The 15,922-nt window shown below is 71.7% G+C and carries 12 protein-coding genes; 7 read left to right on the top strand and 5 right to left on the bottom strand.

Annotated elements, in window-relative coordinates:
• Positions 1 to 31 precede the first annotated feature (31 nt).
• The 7 genes from O3X23_RS11535 to O3X23_RS11565 all read left to right on the top strand — a co-directional run bounded on the left by O3X23_RS11535 (position 32) and on the right by O3X23_RS11565 (position 9,238).
• Positions 32 to 784, top strand: coding sequence for a GntR family transcriptional regulator (locus O3X23_RS11535; protein ID WP_269271206.1), 753 nt, complete (start codon positions 32 to 34; stop codon positions 782 to 784).
• Between the two features lie 133 nt (positions 785 to 917).
• Complete coding sequence (locus tag O3X23_RS11540; protein ID WP_269271207.1) at positions 918 to 2,657, top strand: purine-cytosine permease family protein; 1,740 nt, start codon at positions 918 to 920, stop codon at positions 2,655 to 2,657.
• An 83-nt stretch (positions 2,658 to 2,740) separates the two neighbouring features.
• A complete protein-coding gene (locus O3X23_RS11545; RefSeq protein WP_269271208.1) occupies positions 2,741 to 3,214 on the top strand; it encodes an RpiB/LacA/LacB family sugar-phosphate isomerase in 474 nt (157 codons plus the stop codon).
• On the top strand, positions 3,211 to 3,378 hold the full coding sequence (locus tag O3X23_RS11550; protein WP_269271209.1) for an SPOR domain-containing protein: 168 nt from the start codon (positions 3,211 to 3,213) through the stop codon (positions 3,376 to 3,378). The genes O3X23_RS11545 and O3X23_RS11550 overlap by 4 nt, the downstream gene beginning before the upstream one ends.
• Positions 3,379 to 3,388: 10 nt before the next feature.
• Positions 3,389 to 3,787: a (deoxy)nucleoside triphosphate pyrophosphohydrolase gene (locus O3X23_RS11555; protein ID WP_269271210.1), complete on the top strand. Its 399-nt coding sequence runs from the start codon at positions 3,389 to 3,391 to the stop codon at positions 3,785 to 3,787.
• Positions 3,788 to 3,955: 168 nt separating this feature from the next.
• Positions 3,956 to 6,520, top strand: a complete 2,565-nt coding sequence (locus O3X23_RS11560; protein ID WP_331283901.1) for a SpoIIE family protein phosphatase — start codon at positions 3,956 to 3,958, stop codon at positions 6,518 to 6,520.
• A gap of 192 nt (positions 6,521 to 6,712) precedes the next feature.
• Positions 6,713 to 9,238, top strand: a complete 2,526-nt coding sequence (locus tag O3X23_RS11565) for a SpoIIE family protein phosphatase (RefSeq protein WP_269271211.1) — start codon at positions 6,713 to 6,715, stop codon at positions 9,236 to 9,238.
• An 8-nt stretch (positions 9,239 to 9,246) separates the two neighbouring features.
• Here the strand turns inward: O3X23_RS11565 and O3X23_RS11570 are convergent, their stop codons facing one another.
• The 5 genes from O3X23_RS11570 to O3X23_RS11590 all read right to left on the bottom strand — a co-directional run bounded on the left by O3X23_RS11570 (position 9,247) and on the right by O3X23_RS11590 (position 15,910).
• Positions 9,247 to 9,957, bottom strand: a complete 711-nt coding sequence (locus O3X23_RS11570; protein ID WP_269271212.1) for a PspA/IM30 family protein — start codon at positions 9,955 to 9,957, stop codon at positions 9,247 to 9,249.
• 42 nt (positions 9,958 to 9,999) lie between these two features.
• Positions 10,000 to 12,060, bottom strand: a complete 2,061-nt coding sequence (locus O3X23_RS11575) for a TPM domain-containing protein (RefSeq protein ID WP_443047832.1) — start codon at positions 12,058 to 12,060, stop codon at positions 10,000 to 10,002.
• A 281-nt stretch (positions 12,061 to 12,341) separates the two neighbouring features.
• Complete coding sequence (locus O3X23_RS11580) at positions 12,342 to 13,106, bottom strand: succinate dehydrogenase/fumarate reductase iron-sulfur subunit (RefSeq protein WP_269271214.1); 765 nt, start codon at positions 13,104 to 13,106, stop codon at positions 12,342 to 12,344.
• Entirely contained in the window at positions 13,103 to 15,046 is a 1,944-nt protein-coding gene (locus tag O3X23_RS11585; RefSeq protein ID WP_269271215.1) for a fumarate reductase/succinate dehydrogenase flavoprotein subunit, read from the bottom strand. Before O3X23_RS11585 ends, O3X23_RS11580 begins: the two co-directional genes overlap by 4 nt.
• A 21-nt stretch (positions 15,047 to 15,067) precedes the next feature.
• Positions 15,068 to 15,910: a hypothetical protein gene (locus O3X23_RS11590; protein WP_269271216.1), complete on the bottom strand. Its 843-nt coding sequence runs from the start codon at positions 15,908 to 15,910 to the stop codon at positions 15,068 to 15,070.
• Positions 15,911 to 15,922: the final 12 nt, after the last annotated feature.

Consider the following 15,922-nt stretch of genomic DNA (forward strand, 5'->3'; position numbering starts at 1 on the left):
TCGCAGATAGTCAACCTGAGGGAGGGGCACCGTGCCTTTCGGTGAGCAGCCCGCATATCTTCGTGTGGCCGACGACCTGCGCCAGAAGATCCTCGACGGGACGCTCGCGCCGCACACCCGGCTGCCCTCCCAGGCGCGTATCCGTACCGAGTACGGGGTGTCCGACACGGTGGCGCTGGAGGCACGCAAGGTGCTGATGGCCGAGGGGTTCGTCGAGGGGCGTTCCGGCTCGGGGACGTACGTGCGCGAGCGCGCCGAACCGCGCCGCATCATCCGCTCCGGCTACCGGCCCGCCGGCCCGCCCAGCCCCTTCCGCCAGGAGCAGGGCGACGAGGGCGTGAAGGGCACCTGGGAGTCGACCAGCAGCCAGGACCTGGCGACACAGCCGGTGGCCGAGCGGCTGCGGATCGAGCCGGGCGACCGCGTCATGTGCACGCGCTACCTCTACCGGACCGACGGCGAGCCGATGATGCTCGCGACCTCGTGGGAGCCGCTGGCGGTCACCGGGCGTACGCCGGTGATGCTGCCGGAGGAGGGGCCGCTCGGCGGCCAGGGCGTCGTCGAGCGGATGGCCGGCATCGAGTTCGTGGTCGACAACCTGGTCGAGGAGGTCGGCGCGCGGCCGGGTCTCGCGGACGAGACGGCGGCGCTCGGCGGGGTTCCGGGCCACATCGTGATGGAGGTCAGGCGGACCTACTACGCGTCGGGGCGCCCGGTGGAGACCGCGGACATCATCGTGCCGGCCGAGCGGTACCGCGTTGCATACCACCTGCCGGTGAAGTGACCGGTGAAGTGATCGATAGCCGGACATCGGGGTCCGGGCCTGTCATGCGGACGTAACGCGAGGCCGACGGCCTTAACGGGCGGGCAATCGAGCCCCCTCACCGCTTGTCATGTCCGGAACCTACTTTGCGGCGATGACGGACACCGCGACACCCACGGACACCGCGACACCCGAGGCGCCGGCAGTGCCCGGCACCCCCGAGCCGCCGGGGGCACCCGGCGCGCCCCAGAGGAACTACGCCAAGCTCGCGGCCGACGAGAGCCGTGAGGACTACTCGCTGCGTTACGCGCCGCACTCCTTCCGCCGATGGTCGCCGACGATGGTGGCGTCCACGGCCCTCGGCGGGATCGCCTATCTCGCGGACTTCGCGATCGGCGCGTCGATCGTCTTCACCTACGGCTTCACCAGCGGGCTCGCCTCGATCCTGTGCGCCGCGGTGATCATCTTCCTCACCGGCATCCCCATCGCCCGCGCCTGCGCCACCTACGGCCTGGACATGGACCTCGTCACGCGCGGTGCGGGCTTCGGCTACTTCGGCTCCACCCTCACCTCGCTGATCTACGCGAGCTTCACGTTCATCTTCTTCGCGCTCGAAGGCTCGATCATGGCGCAGGCGCTGCACTCGGCCCTGCACATCCCGGTGGCGGTCGGCTATCTGATCACCACGCTCATCGTCATCCCGTTCGTCTTCCGGGGGATGGGCGCGCTCGCCAGGCTCCAGGCGTGGACGCAGCCGGTCTGGCTGATCGGCCTGGTGCTGCCGTTCCTCGTGCTGGCCTTCACATCACCCGACTCCTGGGGCGCGTTCGGATCCTTCGGCGGCACCGAGGGGGCGGGCTCCGGCTTCCACTGGCTCGGTTTCGGACTCGGTACGGGCGTGGCGCTCTCGCTCATCGCGCAGATCGGCGAACAGGCCGACTACCTGCGGTTCATGCCCGCCAAGACCGAGCAGAACAAGCGCCGTTGGAACCTCGCGGTGCTCGCCGCCGGACCCGGCTGGGTGATCATCGGCGCGGCCAAGCAGCTCGGCGGCGCGTTCCTCGCCTTCTGCGCGCTCGCGGCCGTCGGCACGACGCACGCGCTGGAGCCGATCGCGCCGCAGATCGAGGCGCTCAAGCCCTGGCTGGGGTCGGTGGCGCTGCCCGCGGCCGCGGTCTTCGTCGTGGTCTCGCAGATCAAGATCAACACGACCAACGCCTACAGCGGGTCGCTGTCCTGGTCGAACTTCTTCTCCCGGATCACCCACAAGCACCCGGGCCGCGTCTGGTACATCTTCCTGAACCTCGGCATCGCGCTGACGCTGATGGAGATGAACATGTTCTCCATGCTCGGCAAGTTGCTGGGCTTCTACTCCAACGTCGGCATCGCGTGGATCGCGGCGGTCACCGCCGACCTCGTCATCAACAAGCCGCTCGGGCTGAGCCCGAAGTACATCGAGTTCAAGCGCGCCTATCTGCACGCGGTGAACCCGGCCGGCTTCGGCGCGATGGCCATCGCCTCCACGGTCTCGATCCTCGCCTTCTTCGGCCTCTTCGGCGAGTACGCGGAGGCGTTCAGCACCTTCATCGCCCTCGGGCTCGCCATGACCCTCAGCCCCCTGCTGGCCTGGGCGACCAAGGGCCGCTACTACCTGGCCCGGCCGAATCCGGTCAATGGTCCGGGGGTTGAAGTAGCGGATGTGACGGCCACCCACACCTGCACGGTGTGCGGGACCGCGTACGAACTGCCGGACGTGGCCGACTGTCCCGTCCAGTCGGGGCCGATCTGCTCGCTGTGCTGCAGTCTCGACGCCGGGTGCGGAGATGTCTGCAAGGATGCCGACGGCGGTGGCGGACCGGTCCTGATGCCGCTGCCCACCGTTCGAACCAGCTGATCGAGTCGCACAGTTGGCCGAATCGGTACCTCTTCGTGTCAACCCGCACCCGAGCGGTGAAGCTCGGGCGTAGTGTCGGGCATATGCGGATTGCCGTTTCCTCGGACATGGATGAACCGGTGGCGCGGCTGGTCGTCGACGAGCTGCGCCACCGTGGCCACACCGTGCTTGCCTTCGGCGCGCTGCGGGCCGGAGATCGCAAGGACTGGGCCTGGAGCGCCGAAGCGGCGGCGCGCGAAGTCGCGGCCGGCCGTACCGAGCAGGCCGTGGTCTGCTGCTGGACGGGCACGGGTGCGGCCATCGCCGCCAACAAGGTGCCGGGCGTGCGCGCGGCCCTGTGCGGTGACGCCTACACGGCGCGTGGTGCGCGCAGGTGGAACGACGCGAACGTGCTGGCGCTCAGCCTGCGGCTGACCAGCGCGGCGCTGCTCTCGGAGATGCTGGACGCGTGGTTCGACGCGGCCGCGAGCGGTGACGCGGAGGTCCTGGCCAACATCGAGCACGTCGATTCCATCGGGGTCCACGCCGGGGCTCCGGTCGAGGAGAGAGTCCGATGACGGATCTTCCCTGGGTCGTCGTACGCCAGGACGACAACGGCAACCGGTACCGCGTCGGCCGCTACGAGACGCGTGAAGAGGCCGAACGCGTCTCCGAGACGCTGGACGCGCGCGGCCACAAGCAGCTCTACCTCGTCGAGCGGATCGACCGCCAGGCGTCGTAGGGTTCCGCGCATGACATTGCGCGTGGTCGTGGGCGGAGCCGTACTGGACCAGGGGCGGCTGCTCGCCGCCCGCCGCAGCGCGCCGCCCGCGCTGGCCGGGCGCTGGGAGCTGCCGGGCGGCAAGGTCGAACCGGGCGAGACCCATGAGCAGGCGCTGGTGCGCGAGCTGCGCGAGGAACTGGGTGTCGAGGTCGAGCCGATCGCCCGGATCCCGGGGGAGTGGCCGCTGAGCCCGGGGCTGGTCCTGCACGCATGGACGGCGCGGCTGGTGTCCGGAACGCCCGTGCCGCTGGAGGATCACGACGAGCTGCGGTGGCTGTCGCCGGACCGCGTCCATGACGTCGACTGGCTCGACCAGGACCGCCCCGCCGTGGCCTGGACCGCCGCCCACCTCCTCGCCTCCGGCTGAGGCCCGGCGCGGCGGCCTCGAACGCCTGCCGTCCCCCGTTTGCGCGGGCCTTCGTCCCGTCACCCCCAGCGGCGCGGTACAGAGGGCGAGATATCGGGTATGTGGGGGTTGATCCCTCTTCATAGCCGGACAATCCGGCCCCAGACGGTCAGGGACGATGTGGACGGCTTGAGCAGCAGCGACGAGGCGGCGGGGGCGCGGAGGCGCAGCGGGCTGCAGCCGGGGGCGGTGTCCGGGGTCGCGGTGCCGGGCACGTTGCTGGACACGCTGCGGGTGGCCGTCGTCATGCTGGACACGTCCGGCCGGGTGCTGCTGTGGAGCCCGCTGGCAGAGGAAATGCTCGGGTGGGCCGGCGAGCACATCGTCGGCCGCCGCGTCGGCGGCTTCTTCGACACCGGCGGACCCGGCGGACCCGGCGAGAGCACAGCCGGTACCGCCCGCCGCCGGATGGGTGTGGTGCCCGAGCCGGGCGCGGCCGAGCGGATCCTGGCGGACCTGCTGCGCAACGGCCGCTGGGACGGCATCCTGTCGCTGCGGCACCGGGACGGCCACAGCGTGCAGGTCGAGGCGCGGGCCTCGATGCTGGTGGACGGGGACGGCCGGCCGTTCGTCCTCGCCTCGATCGCCGAGACGAGCCGGCTGCGCACGCTGGAACACGACCTCGCCGCGCTGGACGCGCTTTACGACTCGTCACCGCTGGGCGTCGCGGTCTTCGACACGGAGCTGCGCTACGTCCGGGTCAACGAGGCGCTGGCCCGGATGAACGGGCTGTCCGCCGCCGATCACATCGGCCGGACGGTCGCCGAGATCGTCGACGATCCGGAGACGGCCACCGAGCTCACGACGTTGCAGCGGGCGGTGCTGGCCACCGGCCGTCCCGTCATCGACGTGATCATGATGGCGCCGCGCGGCCTCGGCCACCGCTCCATCTCGTATCACCGCCTGGTGGACCGGGCGGGCAGCGTGCTGGGCATCAGCGCGACGGTGATGGACGTGACCGAGCGCAAGGAGGCCGCCGACAAGGTCGAGCGGGCACGCAGCCGGCTGGCGCTGCTGAACGACGTCGGTGCGCGGATCGGCGGGCTGCTGGACGTGCGCCGGGGCGCGGAGGAGCTGGCGCGGGCGCTGGTGCCGAGGTTCAGCGACTACTCGGGGGTGATCCTGCACGCGGCGGTCGCCGATGGCGGGGAGCTGCCGACGGTGCAGTACAGCGAGAACACTCCGATGCGGCAGTTGGGCGTGGGCGCGATCCGGCAGGGTCCCGAGGTGGACCGGATGATCAAGCTGGGGTCGGTCATCTCGTTCAACCGCAAGTCCATCTTCGGCGTGGTGCTGGCCACCGGGCGGCCGCAGTTGGTGGAGAACGACCAGCAGTTGCTCGCGACGACGTTCCCCGGCGACCCCAAGGTGCGGGCCACGATGGAGCTGGGCATCCACTCGCTGCTGGTGCTGCCGCTGCGGGCGCGCGGTGTCGTGCTGGGGCTGCTGGTGGTCAGCCGGGCGGACGGCCGGGAGCCGTTCGACCGCGACGACCTGGCGCTGGCGATGGAACTCGCCGACCGCGCGGGCTCCGGGCTCGACAACGCGCGGTTGTACGTCCGGGAGCGCGAGGGCGCCCTGATGCTGCAGCGCAGCCTGCTGCCGCAGACCGTTCCGCAGCCGCAGGGCGTCGAGGTCGCCTTCCGTTACGTGCCGGGCAGCAGCGGCACCGAGGTGGGCGGTGACTGGTTCGACGTGATCCCGCTCGCCGGCGGCCGCGTCGCGTTCGTCATCGGCGACGTGATGGGCCACGGACTCGGCGCCGCGGCGACCATGGGCCGGCTGCGTACCGCCGTCCGGACCCTCGCCGGACTCGACATGCCGCCGCACGAACTGCTGCGCCGCGTCAACGACCTCGGCGACGACCTGGCGCAGGACCAGGACGAGGGGTGGATGGCCACCGTCGTCTACGCCGTCTACGATCCCGCGACCCGGCGCTGCACCCTGGCGAAGGCCGGGCACCTGCCGCCGGTGCTGGTCTATCCGGGAGAGGAGTGCGGCTTCGCGGGGTGCGGGGCGACCCTGCTGGAGATGCCGTCGGGGGCGCCACTCGGTGTCGACGGCGTGGAGTTCGAGTCCGTGGAGCTGGACGTACCGGACGGATCGGTGCTCCTGCTCTACACCGACGGGCTGGTCGAGGCCCGCGGCGAGGACATCACCGACGGCCTGGACCGGCTCTCCGCGGTGCTGTCCCGGCCCCTTTCCTCGTTGGAGGACGCCTGTGACGACCTGCTCGCGACGATGGTGCCGGGCCGGGAGCCGGACGACGTGGCCCTGCTGATGGCACGGCTCGGCGGCCTCCCCGAGGGCAGCACCGCCTCGTGGACCTTCCCGGCCGAGCCCAGTGCCGTGCGGCGGGCCCGCCACAACGTCCGGGAGACCCTCGCCGACTGGCACCTCGAATCGCTGACCGATGTGACGGTGCTGCTCGTCAGCGAACTGGTCACCAACTCCCTGCGCTACGCGCACGGTCCGATCGGCGTCCGGATGGTGCGCGGCGGCTCGCTCCTCGTCGAGGTCTCCGACCCGCTGCCCGATCCGCCGCTGGAACGCGTCGCCACCACCGAGGACGAGGGCGGCCGCGGTCTGCAACTGGTGGCGCGTGCCTCACGGCGCTGGGGAACCCGCCACGGGCGGCTCGGGAAGACGGTGTGGTTCGAGCTCGCGATGCCTCCCGGCGGGTCCGGCACCTGAGGGAGTGGTTCAGCCACTCTCCACCGGGTAGCGAGTAGAGGCGAACGGGAACGAGTGGGAGCCGAGATGATGCTGTGATCGTCAAGACCGTGTGCGGGACGGTCGTGATGCTGAATACTCGGCTCCAAACCGGTCCAGGTGTGCTGAGCTGGAGGGGTCGGGCGAGTGAACGACGTGCCAGCGGGGGCCGATGTGTCTGATGAGCGGGGCGGGACCACTTCTCCCCGGGCCACGGTCTGGCAGTCCAGCCCACCCGGTTCGATCTACGACTACATCCGCGTCGCCTCCTTCTCGATCGGCCCCGACGGGCGGATCGACCAGTGGAGCGAACGGGCCGCCGAGTTCTTCGGGGTGCCGGCCGCGCAGGCGCTCGGCAAGGACCCCATCACCGCGTTCGCGCCGCCCGACACCTGGGACCGCGGCCACGAGCGGGTGGCCGAGATACTGGACGGCCGCGAGTGGATAGGCCTCGCGCCCTACCGTGACGCCGACGGCGCCGAGGGCATCGCCGAGATATACGTGATGCCCGCCGACCGCGGGGCGCTCTGCATCGCCGTCGACGTCTCGTCGCTGCGGCAGATAGAGACCGACCTGGCGGCCTCGCAGGCCGTCTTCGGGCAGTCCCCGATGGGCTTCGTCCTCTTCGACACGCATCTGCGGCTGCTGCGCGTCAACGAACGGTTCGCGACCGTCTTCGGCCGCACCGCGGAGGAGCACCGCGGCCGCGGCCCGCACGACTTCCTGGCCCGGGTCGAGGCCGACCGGCTCACCGCCGCGCTGCGCCAGGTGCTGGAGAGCGGCGATCCGGTCCTGGACATGCCGCTGGTCGGCACCGTGCCGGGGGAGAGCGGGCGGCGCCGCTGGTCGATCTCGCTGTACCGGCTGCACAGCGGCAGCGGGCGGCCGATAGGGGTTGCCGGGCTCGCCATGGACGTCACCGGGCGGCAGCGGGCGGAGCGCGAGGCCGCGCACGCCCGCCGCAATCTCGCCCTGCTCAACGAGGCCGGGGTGCGGATCGGCAACTCGCTGGACCTGGAGACCACCGCCCGCGAGCTGCTCGACGTCGCCGTGCCGCACTTCTGCGACCTGGCCTCCGTCGACCTGTACCAGGCGCTGCTCGTCGGCGAGGAGGACCTCGGGGGCACGTCGGACGGCAGCGGCGAGGTGCGCCGGGTGGCGTTCGCCAGCGCCGTCTCGAACGCGCCGTCCGCGATCCTGGGCGGGGACGGCGGGGACGGCGCGGTGCCCGTCGGAGCCGTCCACCGGCACCCGTTCAGCTCGCCGTGCGCGAGCGCGCTGCGCACCGCCCAGACGCAGATGGTGGGGGTGGACCCCGAGCCGGACCTGGGCGGGGCGCTCGTCCAGTCCACGCTGATCGTCCCGATGGTCGCCCGCGACATCGTCCTGGGCCTGGTGCAGTTCTCCCGGGCCAAGGGCAGCGAGCCGTTCTCCGAGCGGGACCGGATGCTCGCCGAGGAGCTGGCCGCGCGCGCCGCGGTCTGTATCGACAACGCGCGGCTGTACCGGCGCGAGCACGAGCGGGCGCTGATACTGCAGCGCAGCCTGCTGCCCCCGGGCAATCCGGAGGCAGCCGGGCTGGACATCGCCTGCCGCTACCTGCCGGGCAACATGGAGACCGAGGTCGGCGGCGACTGGTTCGACGTCATCGAGCTGCCGGGGCACCGCACCGCGCTCGTCGTCGGCGATGTCATGGGCCGGGGCCTGCGCGCTGCCGTGGCGATGGGTGAACTCCGCACCGCGGTAAGGACGCTGGCCCTGCTCGACCTGGAGCCGGCCGAGGTGCTCACCGCGCTCGACGAGGTGGCCCGCGGGCTCGGCGCCCCGCCCGAGACCCGCAGCCGGCGGGGCAAGGACCGCGGCGGCACGGACCTCACCGAGGTCTACCTCGCCACCTGCGTCTACGCCGTGTACGACGCGGTCACCCGGCGGTGCACCATCGCCAACGCCGGGCACCTGCCGCCGGTCGTCGTCGAGCCGGGCGGGCCCGCGCTCATGCTGGAGGTCCCCACCGGGTTGCCGCTCGGCGTGGGCGGCGAGCCCTTCGAGGAGGTCGACGTCGAGCTTCCGGACGGCGCGCTCCTCTGCCTCTACACCGACGGCCTCGTCGAGTCCCGCAACCATCCGCTGGACGAGGGCCTCGAAGCCCTCCGTGCCGCGTTCGACGACCCGCAGCGTCCCCTGGAGGACGTCTGCGACCACATCCTCGCGACGCTGGACACCGCCCACGGCGAGGACGACATCGCCCTGCTGATGGCCCGCGTGCACGGCCTGCCGGCCGACTCCGTCGGGGACTGGACGCTGGAGCCGCACCCCGCCTCGGTCGCCCGCGCCCGCGAGCACGCCCGCGAACGGCTGGTGTCCTGGGGCCTCGACGAGCTCGTCGACACCACGGAACTGCTCGTCAGCGAGCTGGTCACCAATGCCCTGCGGCACGGTGACGGCGACATCAGGCTCCGGTTGCTGCGCGACCGCACGCTCGTCTGCGAGGTCTGGGACGGCGCGCTCGTCCAGCCCAGGCGGCGGCGCGCCCGCGACACCGACGAGGGCGGCCGCGGCCTCCAACTCGTCAGCCTGCTCAGCGAGAGCTGGGGCAGTCGCCGTACCCACCGGGGGAAGACCGTCTGGTTCGAACTCGCCCTCCCGGGCGCGGGCCCCGGCAGGGAACCGACCGTGGACGAGTTGCTGAGCATATACTGACGGGCGGCTCACCGGGCCTTGAGCGCGGCGAGCCGGGCGTCGACCTCCGCGGAGTCCGAGAGGGTGTCCAGGCTCTCGAACTGGGCGTCCAGCGAGGACGCGGCCAGCTCCTCCTTGCCCTTGGCCCTGGCCTCCTCGCGCCGGACCTTGTCCTCGAAGCGGCCCAGCTCGCTGGTCGGGTCCAGGACGTTGATGTTCCTGGCCGCGTCCATCATCTGGTTCTGCGCCTGCGCGGACTTGGCGCGGGCCACCAGTGAGTCCCGCCGGCCCTGCAGCTCGCCCAGTTTGGCGCGCATCTGGTCGAGCCCGGACTTCAGCTTGTCGACGATCTCGGTCTGGCTCGCGATGACCGGCTCCGCGGTCTTCGCCTCGTTCTCCGACGTGACCTGGCGGCCGAGCGCGACCTTCGCGAGGCTGTCGAAACGGTCGGCGTCCGCGGTGCTCCCGGCGGCCCGCAGCTCGTCGGCCTTCCTGCTGGCGGCGAGGGCCTTGCCGCCCCACTCCGCGGCGGCCGCCACGTCCTCGTCGTGGTCCTGCTCCATCAGCCGGAGGTTGCCGATGGTGGCGGCGACCGCCTCCTCGGCCTCGGAGATGTTGTTGCTGTAGTCGCGGATGAGCTGGTCGAGCATCTTCTGCGGGTCCTCGGCCTGGTCGAGGAGCGCGTTGATGTTGGCCTTCGCGAGCTGGGTCACACGGCCGAGGATCGTCTGCTTCGTCATGGCTGGAGTTCCTTCGCAGGTAGGTAGGAAGCATGGAGCTGGTCAGAAGCGGCCGCCGCCGCCCATCCGCCCCCGGGTGCCGCCCCCGCCGAAGCTCCCGGGGCCGCCCCCGCCGCCGAACCCGCCTCCGCCGCCGAAGCCACCCCCGCCGCCGCCGTTCAGGATCCCGCCGAGGAGGATCCCGCCCAGCACGGCGCCGCTCATCCCCCCGCCGCCGCGCCCGCCTCCGCCGAATCCACCGCCGAAGCCGCCCCCGCTCACGTCCTGCTGGGCGAACTGCTGCGCCTGCCGTGCCAGTTGGTCGGCCTGCTGCGCCTCCGCGAGCGCGCCCCCCGCGTCGGTGGCGGCCAGCGACTCCGCCTGCTCCAGCCGCCGTTCGGCCTCCGCGAGCCGGGTACGGGCCTGGCTGCCGATCGCGCCGCGGTGCGTGGTGATGACGTCCCGGGCCGCGGCCACCTCGCTGCGGGCCGCCAGCAGGGCCTGGCCGAGCAGGCCGCGGGCCCGCTGCTCGTTCACCGCGCCCTCGCGGGCGCCGGCCAGCGCCGCGTCGAGAGCGGCGTCCGCCTCCTCGATCCGGCGCAGCCCCGAGATCGGTTCGTGGTGGCCGGCCGCCAGTTCCTGCCGCACATCGGCGAGCACGGACTCGGCGCGGGCCGCGCGGCCGCGCAGATCCGCCGACGCGGCACCGTCGGCGGGATCGCCGAGCAGCCCCTTGGCATCGGCCAGGTCGGTGTCGGTCTCGGTGAGCGCGTCCTTGAGCTCGGCGTCGGCGTGTTCCAGCTCCTCCGCACGGCGTACGACGGACTCGGCGAGCGTCCCTGCCTGGTCGAGGGCGCCCTCCGCGGCCCGCACGAACACCGCCGCCCGGGACGGGTCGCCCGCGTCGATCGCCTGCCGGGCCCCGTCGATCGCGGTCCCGGCGAACACCAGCCGGTCGCGTGCCTCGGCCGGATGGCCGGTGACCGGTTCGACGGCCGAGGGCGCGTACGTCCCGTTGAGCGCGCCGATCGCGTTCTCGGCGGCCGTCACATGCGTGTCGAGCGCCGCGGCGGTCGCCTCGGCCCGCGCGAGCGCCTGCGGGGCGTTGGACTCCAGCGCGCGCAGCCGGTCGAACGCCTCCGACTCGGCGTCCAGCCGGCGGTTCGCCTGGGTGCAGCGGCTCAGGATCTCGTCGAGCATCTGCCGCCGGGTCGCCTCGTCCTCCGGGAAGGCGTCATCGAGCTTCTGCCGCAGCCGGAACGCGGCGGTCAGTTCACCGCGCGCGTACGAGACCGCCTCGGTGAACGGCTCCGCGGCCTCGTCACCGAACTGCGCGGCCGCGAAACCGAGCTCCTCCTGGCTGGTGCGCACGGCGTCGTCCGTCTCCACCAGCAGCTGCTTGGCCTGGGCGTCGAGCTCGGGGAGCGGTGTGAGGCGCGGCTTCTCGGCCTCCCGGCCCCAGCCGCCGGCACCCTGCGGCGGCGCGCCCCGGCTGCCCCGTTTGCGCCGCGAGTACACGAACGCGGCGAGCACGCCGGCGCCGCCGACCGCCACGACCGGGACCCACAGGCTGCTCGACCCGTTCACGCCCGAGCCGCCGCCCGGGTCCTCGGGCCCCGGCGTGATCGCGGGCGCCACGACCGGCTGCCCGTCCCGCACGGCCCCGAACCCGTTCGCGGCGCCGATGGCGGCGCCCGCCCAGTCGTTCTGCTTCAGCGCGGGCTCGATCGCCGAGCGGTTCACCTCGTCCAGCTGGCTCTGGGTGAACCCGGAACTCTGGTCGGCGGAGACGGCGTACTGCCGGTCGTGCGTCGCGACGGCCAGCAGCACGTCGTTCTGCCCGAGGCCGTTGCGCTGGGCGGTCGCGTTGGCCCACTCCTGGGCGTCCCGCCCGGAGAAGCCGTTCACATAGGCGACGAAGAGCTGGATCCGATGGCCGGCGTAGAGCTTCTCCAGCGCGGTGGCCACCTGTGCCTTGCGGTCGCCGAGCGCGCCGACCTTGTCGGTGATCTGGCCGGTGCGCGACAGCGTGACGGGGTCGTCGGCGTGCGCGGTGCCGGTGGTGCCGGCGAGCGGCAGCAGCAGGGCGCCGAGGAGCGCCACGATTCCGCCGAGTCGCCGCATCAGCCGCATCCGATCCGCCACGCGCCTGCGGCATGGCTCTGTTCGGGAGCGTATGCGCGGTTTGTACGGCTCGCGACCGCACCGGGCGAGCTGCGCCGTCGGGTGGGTCGGGGGCCGGGCCCTCCGGGGCGGGGCTTCGGAATCGACTATTTACGGTCCCCCAGCCTCCGGCCGGGGGTGCCCCCAGCGGCCCACAAATAGCTCGGCAGCATTTCGAAACCCCACCCCTGCGGCCCCGTCCCCCTCACGTCACGGCACCTGGTGCCGGCCGGTGGGCGGGGCTACGGCCTCCGCAGGATCTTGTTGCCCAACCAGACCAACGGGTCGTACTTCCGGTCGACAGCCCGCTCCTTGAGCGGGATGAGCGCGTTGTCGGTGATCTTGATGTGCTCCGGGCAGACCTCGGTGCAGCACTTGGTGATGTTGCAGTAGCCGAGCCCGTGGTCGTCCTGGGCCGACACCTTGCGGTCCAGCCCCTCCTCGGCGGCCGCGTCGAGCGGATGCATGTCCAGTTCGGCGATCCGCATCAGGAAGCGCGGCCCGGAGAAGGCGATCTTGTTCTCCTCGTGGTCGCGGACCACGTGGCAGGTGTCCTGGCACAGGAAGCACTCGATGCACTTGCGGAACTCCTGCGAGCGTTCCACGTCCTGCTGCTGCATCCGGTACTCGCCCGGCTTGAGACCGGCCGGCGGCACGAACGCCGGCACCTCCCGGGCCTTGGCGTAGTTGAAGGACACGTCCGTCACCAGGTCCCGGATGACGGGGAACGCGCGCATCGGGGTGACGGTGACCGTCTCCTCGGGCGTGAAGACCGACATCCGCGTCATGCACAGCAGGCCCGGCCGGCCGTTGATCTCCGCGCTGCACGAGCCGCACTTGCCGGCCTTGCAGTTCCAGCGGACCGCGAGGTCGGACGCCTGGGTGGCCTGCAGCCGGTGGATGATGTCGAGGACGACCTCGCCCTCGTTCACTTCCACCTGGTAGTCGTTCAGGTCCCCGCCGTCGGGGTCGCCCCGCCACACCTTGAAGTGTGCTGTGTACGTCACGGGGCCAACTCCTCGTCCGTCAGATACTTCAGCAGTTCTTCCTTCTCGAACAGGGCGAGAAGGTCCTCCCGCATCGGGTCCATGTCGCGGCGGCTCAGTTCGACCTGGCCGCGCTCCGGGTCGGCGGCGGCGAGCCCGCCGCTGGGGTCGGACAGCTCGCAGACCAGGTTGACCTTCCGCCAGGCCCGGTCCATGCCGGGATGGTCCTCGCGGGTGTGCCCGCCGCGGCTCTCGGTGCGCTCCAGCGCGGCGCGGGCCACACACTCGCTGACCAGCAGCATGTTGCGCAGGTCGATCGCCAGGTGCCAGCCGGGGTTGAACTGCCGGTGGCCCTCGACGCCGGCCCGCCGCGAGCGCATCCGCAGATCGGTGAGGCGGCTGAGCGCCTCCTCCATCTCCGGGGCCCGCCGGATGATGCCGACCAGGTCGTTCATGGCCTGCTGCAGTTCCTGGTGCAGGGTGTACGGGTTCTCCGCCGGGTGCCCCTGCGGCAGGCCGGGGTCGGAGGCCTCCGCGCTGAACGGGCGCAGCGCCTCGGCGGCCGCGCTGTCGATCTGGTCCTCGGGGACCGCGGGCCGCCCGGTGCCGAGTGCGGCCACGTACTCCGAGGCGTACAGACCGGCCCGGCGGCCGAAGACCAGCAGGTCGGACAGGGAGTTGCCGCCCAGCCGGTTCGAGCCGTGCATGCCGCCGGCCACCTCGCCCGCCGCGTACAGTCCGGGCACGCCGCGGGCCGCCGCGGTGTCGGGCTCCACGTCGACGCCGCCCATCATGTAATGGCAGGTCGGGCCGACCTCCATGGGCTCGGCGGTGATGTCGACGTCGGCGAGCTCCTTGAACTGGTGGTGCATCGACGGCAGCCGCCGTCTGATCTCCTCGGCGGGCAGCCGCGTCGACACGTCGAGGAAGACGCCGCCGTGCGGGGTGCCGCGGCCCGCCTTGACCTCGGAGTTGATGGCGCGGGCCACCTCGTCGCGGGGGAGCAGCTCGGGCGGCCGGCGGAACTTCGCCGGGTCGGCGTACCAGCCGTCGGCCTCCTCCTCGGACTGCGCGTACTTCTCCTTGAACACGTCGGGGATGTAGTCGAACATGAACCGTTTGCCGTCGCTGTTGCGCAGCACCCCGCCGTCGCCGCGCACCGACTCGGTGACGAGGATGCCCTTGACGGACGGCGGCCAGACCATCCCGGTGGGGTGGAACTGGATGAACTCCATGTTGATGAGCGGCGCGCCCGCGAGCAGCGCCAGCGCGTGCCCGTCGCCGGTGTACTCCCACGAGTTGGAGGTCACCTTGAAAGACTTGCCGATGCCGCCGGTCGCCAGGACCACGGCCGGGCTCTCGATGACGAAGAGCCGGCCGGACTCGCGGATGTAGCCGAAGACCCCGCTGACCGCCGGACCGTCCTTGAGCACCCGGGTGACCGTGCACTCCTGGAAGACCTTCAGCCGCGCCTCGTAGTCGCCGAACTCGGCGAAGTCCTCCTGCTGCAGCGAGACGATCTTCTGCTGGAGGGTGCGGATCAGCTCCAGGCCGGTCCGGTCGCCGACGTGCGCGAGCCGGGGGTACTCGTGGCCGCCGAAGTTGCGCTGCGAGATCCGGCCGTCCTTGGTGCGGTCGAAGAGCGCGCCCCAGGTCTCCAGCTCCCACACCCGGTCGGGCGCCTCGCGGGCGTGCAGCTCGGCCATCCGCCACTGGTTGAGGAACTTGCCGCCGCGCATGGTGTCGCGGAAGTGCACCTCCCAGTTGTCGTTGGAGTTGGCGTTGCCCATGCTGGCGGCGATGCCGCCCTCGGCCATCACCGTGTGCGCCTTGCCGAACAGCGATTTGCAGATGACCGCCGTGCGCATGCCCTGCTCGCGGGCCTCGATGGCGGCGCGCAGACCTGCCCCGCCCGCGCCGACGACGACCACGTCGTAAGTGTGCCTTTCGACTTGCGTCATGCTGGTTGGCATCCCTTTCGATCAGAAGAACCGCGGGTCGTCGAAGGCGCCGCTGGCGACGAGATACACGTAGAAGTCCGCGAGTGCCACGCTGATCAGTGAGACCCAGGCGAGCAGCATGTGGTGCGCGTTGAGCTTGCCGACCCAGCCCCAGAGGCGGAACCGCACCGGATGCTGGGAGAAGTGCTTGAGCCGGCCGCCGATGATGTGCCGGCAGGAGTGGCAGGAGAAGGTGTACGCCCAGATCAGGACAATGTTCACCAGCATCACGAGGGTGCCGAGGCCCGCGTGGCCCCAGGCGCCGTCCGCGTCGCGGAAGCTGAGCACCACGTCGTACGTCAGAATCCCGGCGACCGGGATCGCGAAGTAGAAGAAGTACCGGTGGATGTTCTGCAGGATCAGCGGGAACCGCGTCTCACCGGTGTACGTGGCGTGCGGCTCGGCGACGGCGCAGGCGGGGGGCGAGGCCCAGAACCCGCGGTAGTACGCCTTGCGGTAGTAGTAACAGGTGAGCCGGAAGCCGAGCGGGAAGATCAGCACGATCAGGGCCGGGGACAGTCCCCACCAGCTCCCGAGCAGGTGCCAGTCGGCGCCGCCGTTCATGTCGGCGCAGTTGGACGCCAGGCACGGGGAGTAGAACGGCGAGACGTAGGGCGCCGCGTAGTAGTCCGCGTTGGCGAACGCGCGCCACGTCGAGTAGACGACGAACGCCCCCAGCCCGAGCGCGGTCACCAGGGGCGGAACCCACCACCGGTCGGTCCGCAGATGTCGGGTCGGAATGGCCGCGCGTCCGGGCGTGTGGACGCCGCGGCGGGCGGGAGTGCTGTCGGCGGACTCGGTGCTTGAGGTGGTTCCGGTGGCCAATGCGTACTCCGG

It is taken from the genome of Streptomyces sp. H39-S7 (assembly GCF_027158205.1).
GTDB lineage: Bacteria > Actinomycetota > Actinomycetes > Streptomycetales > Streptomycetaceae > Actinacidiphila.

Coding starts and splice junctions, on each gene's coding strand:
- O3X23_RS11585 (WP_269271215.1), bottom strand. CDS start 15,046: ATGACGCAAGTCGAAAGGCACACTTACGACGTGGTCGTCGTCGGCGCG.
- O3X23_RS11570 (WP_269271212.1), bottom strand. CDS start 9,957: ATGACGAAGCAGACGATCCTCGGCCGTGTGACCCAGCTCGCGAAGGCC.
- O3X23_RS11550 (WP_269271209.1), top strand. CDS start 3,211: ATGACGGATCTTCCCTGGGTCGTCGTACGCCAGGACGACAACGGCAAC.
- O3X23_RS11575 (WP_443047832.1), bottom strand. CDS start 12,060: ATGCGGCGACTCGGCGGAATCGTGGCGCTCCTCGGCGCCCTGCTGCTG.
- O3X23_RS11555 (WP_269271210.1), top strand. CDS start 3,389: ATGACATTGCGCGTGGTCGTGGGCGGAGCCGTACTGGACCAGGGGCGG.
- O3X23_RS11540 (WP_269271207.1), top strand. CDS start 918: ATGACGGACACCGCGACACCCACGGACACCGCGACACCCGAGGCGCCG.
- O3X23_RS11545 (WP_269271208.1), top strand. CDS start 2,741: ATGCGGATTGCCGTTTCCTCGGACATGGATGAACCGGTGGCGCGGCTG.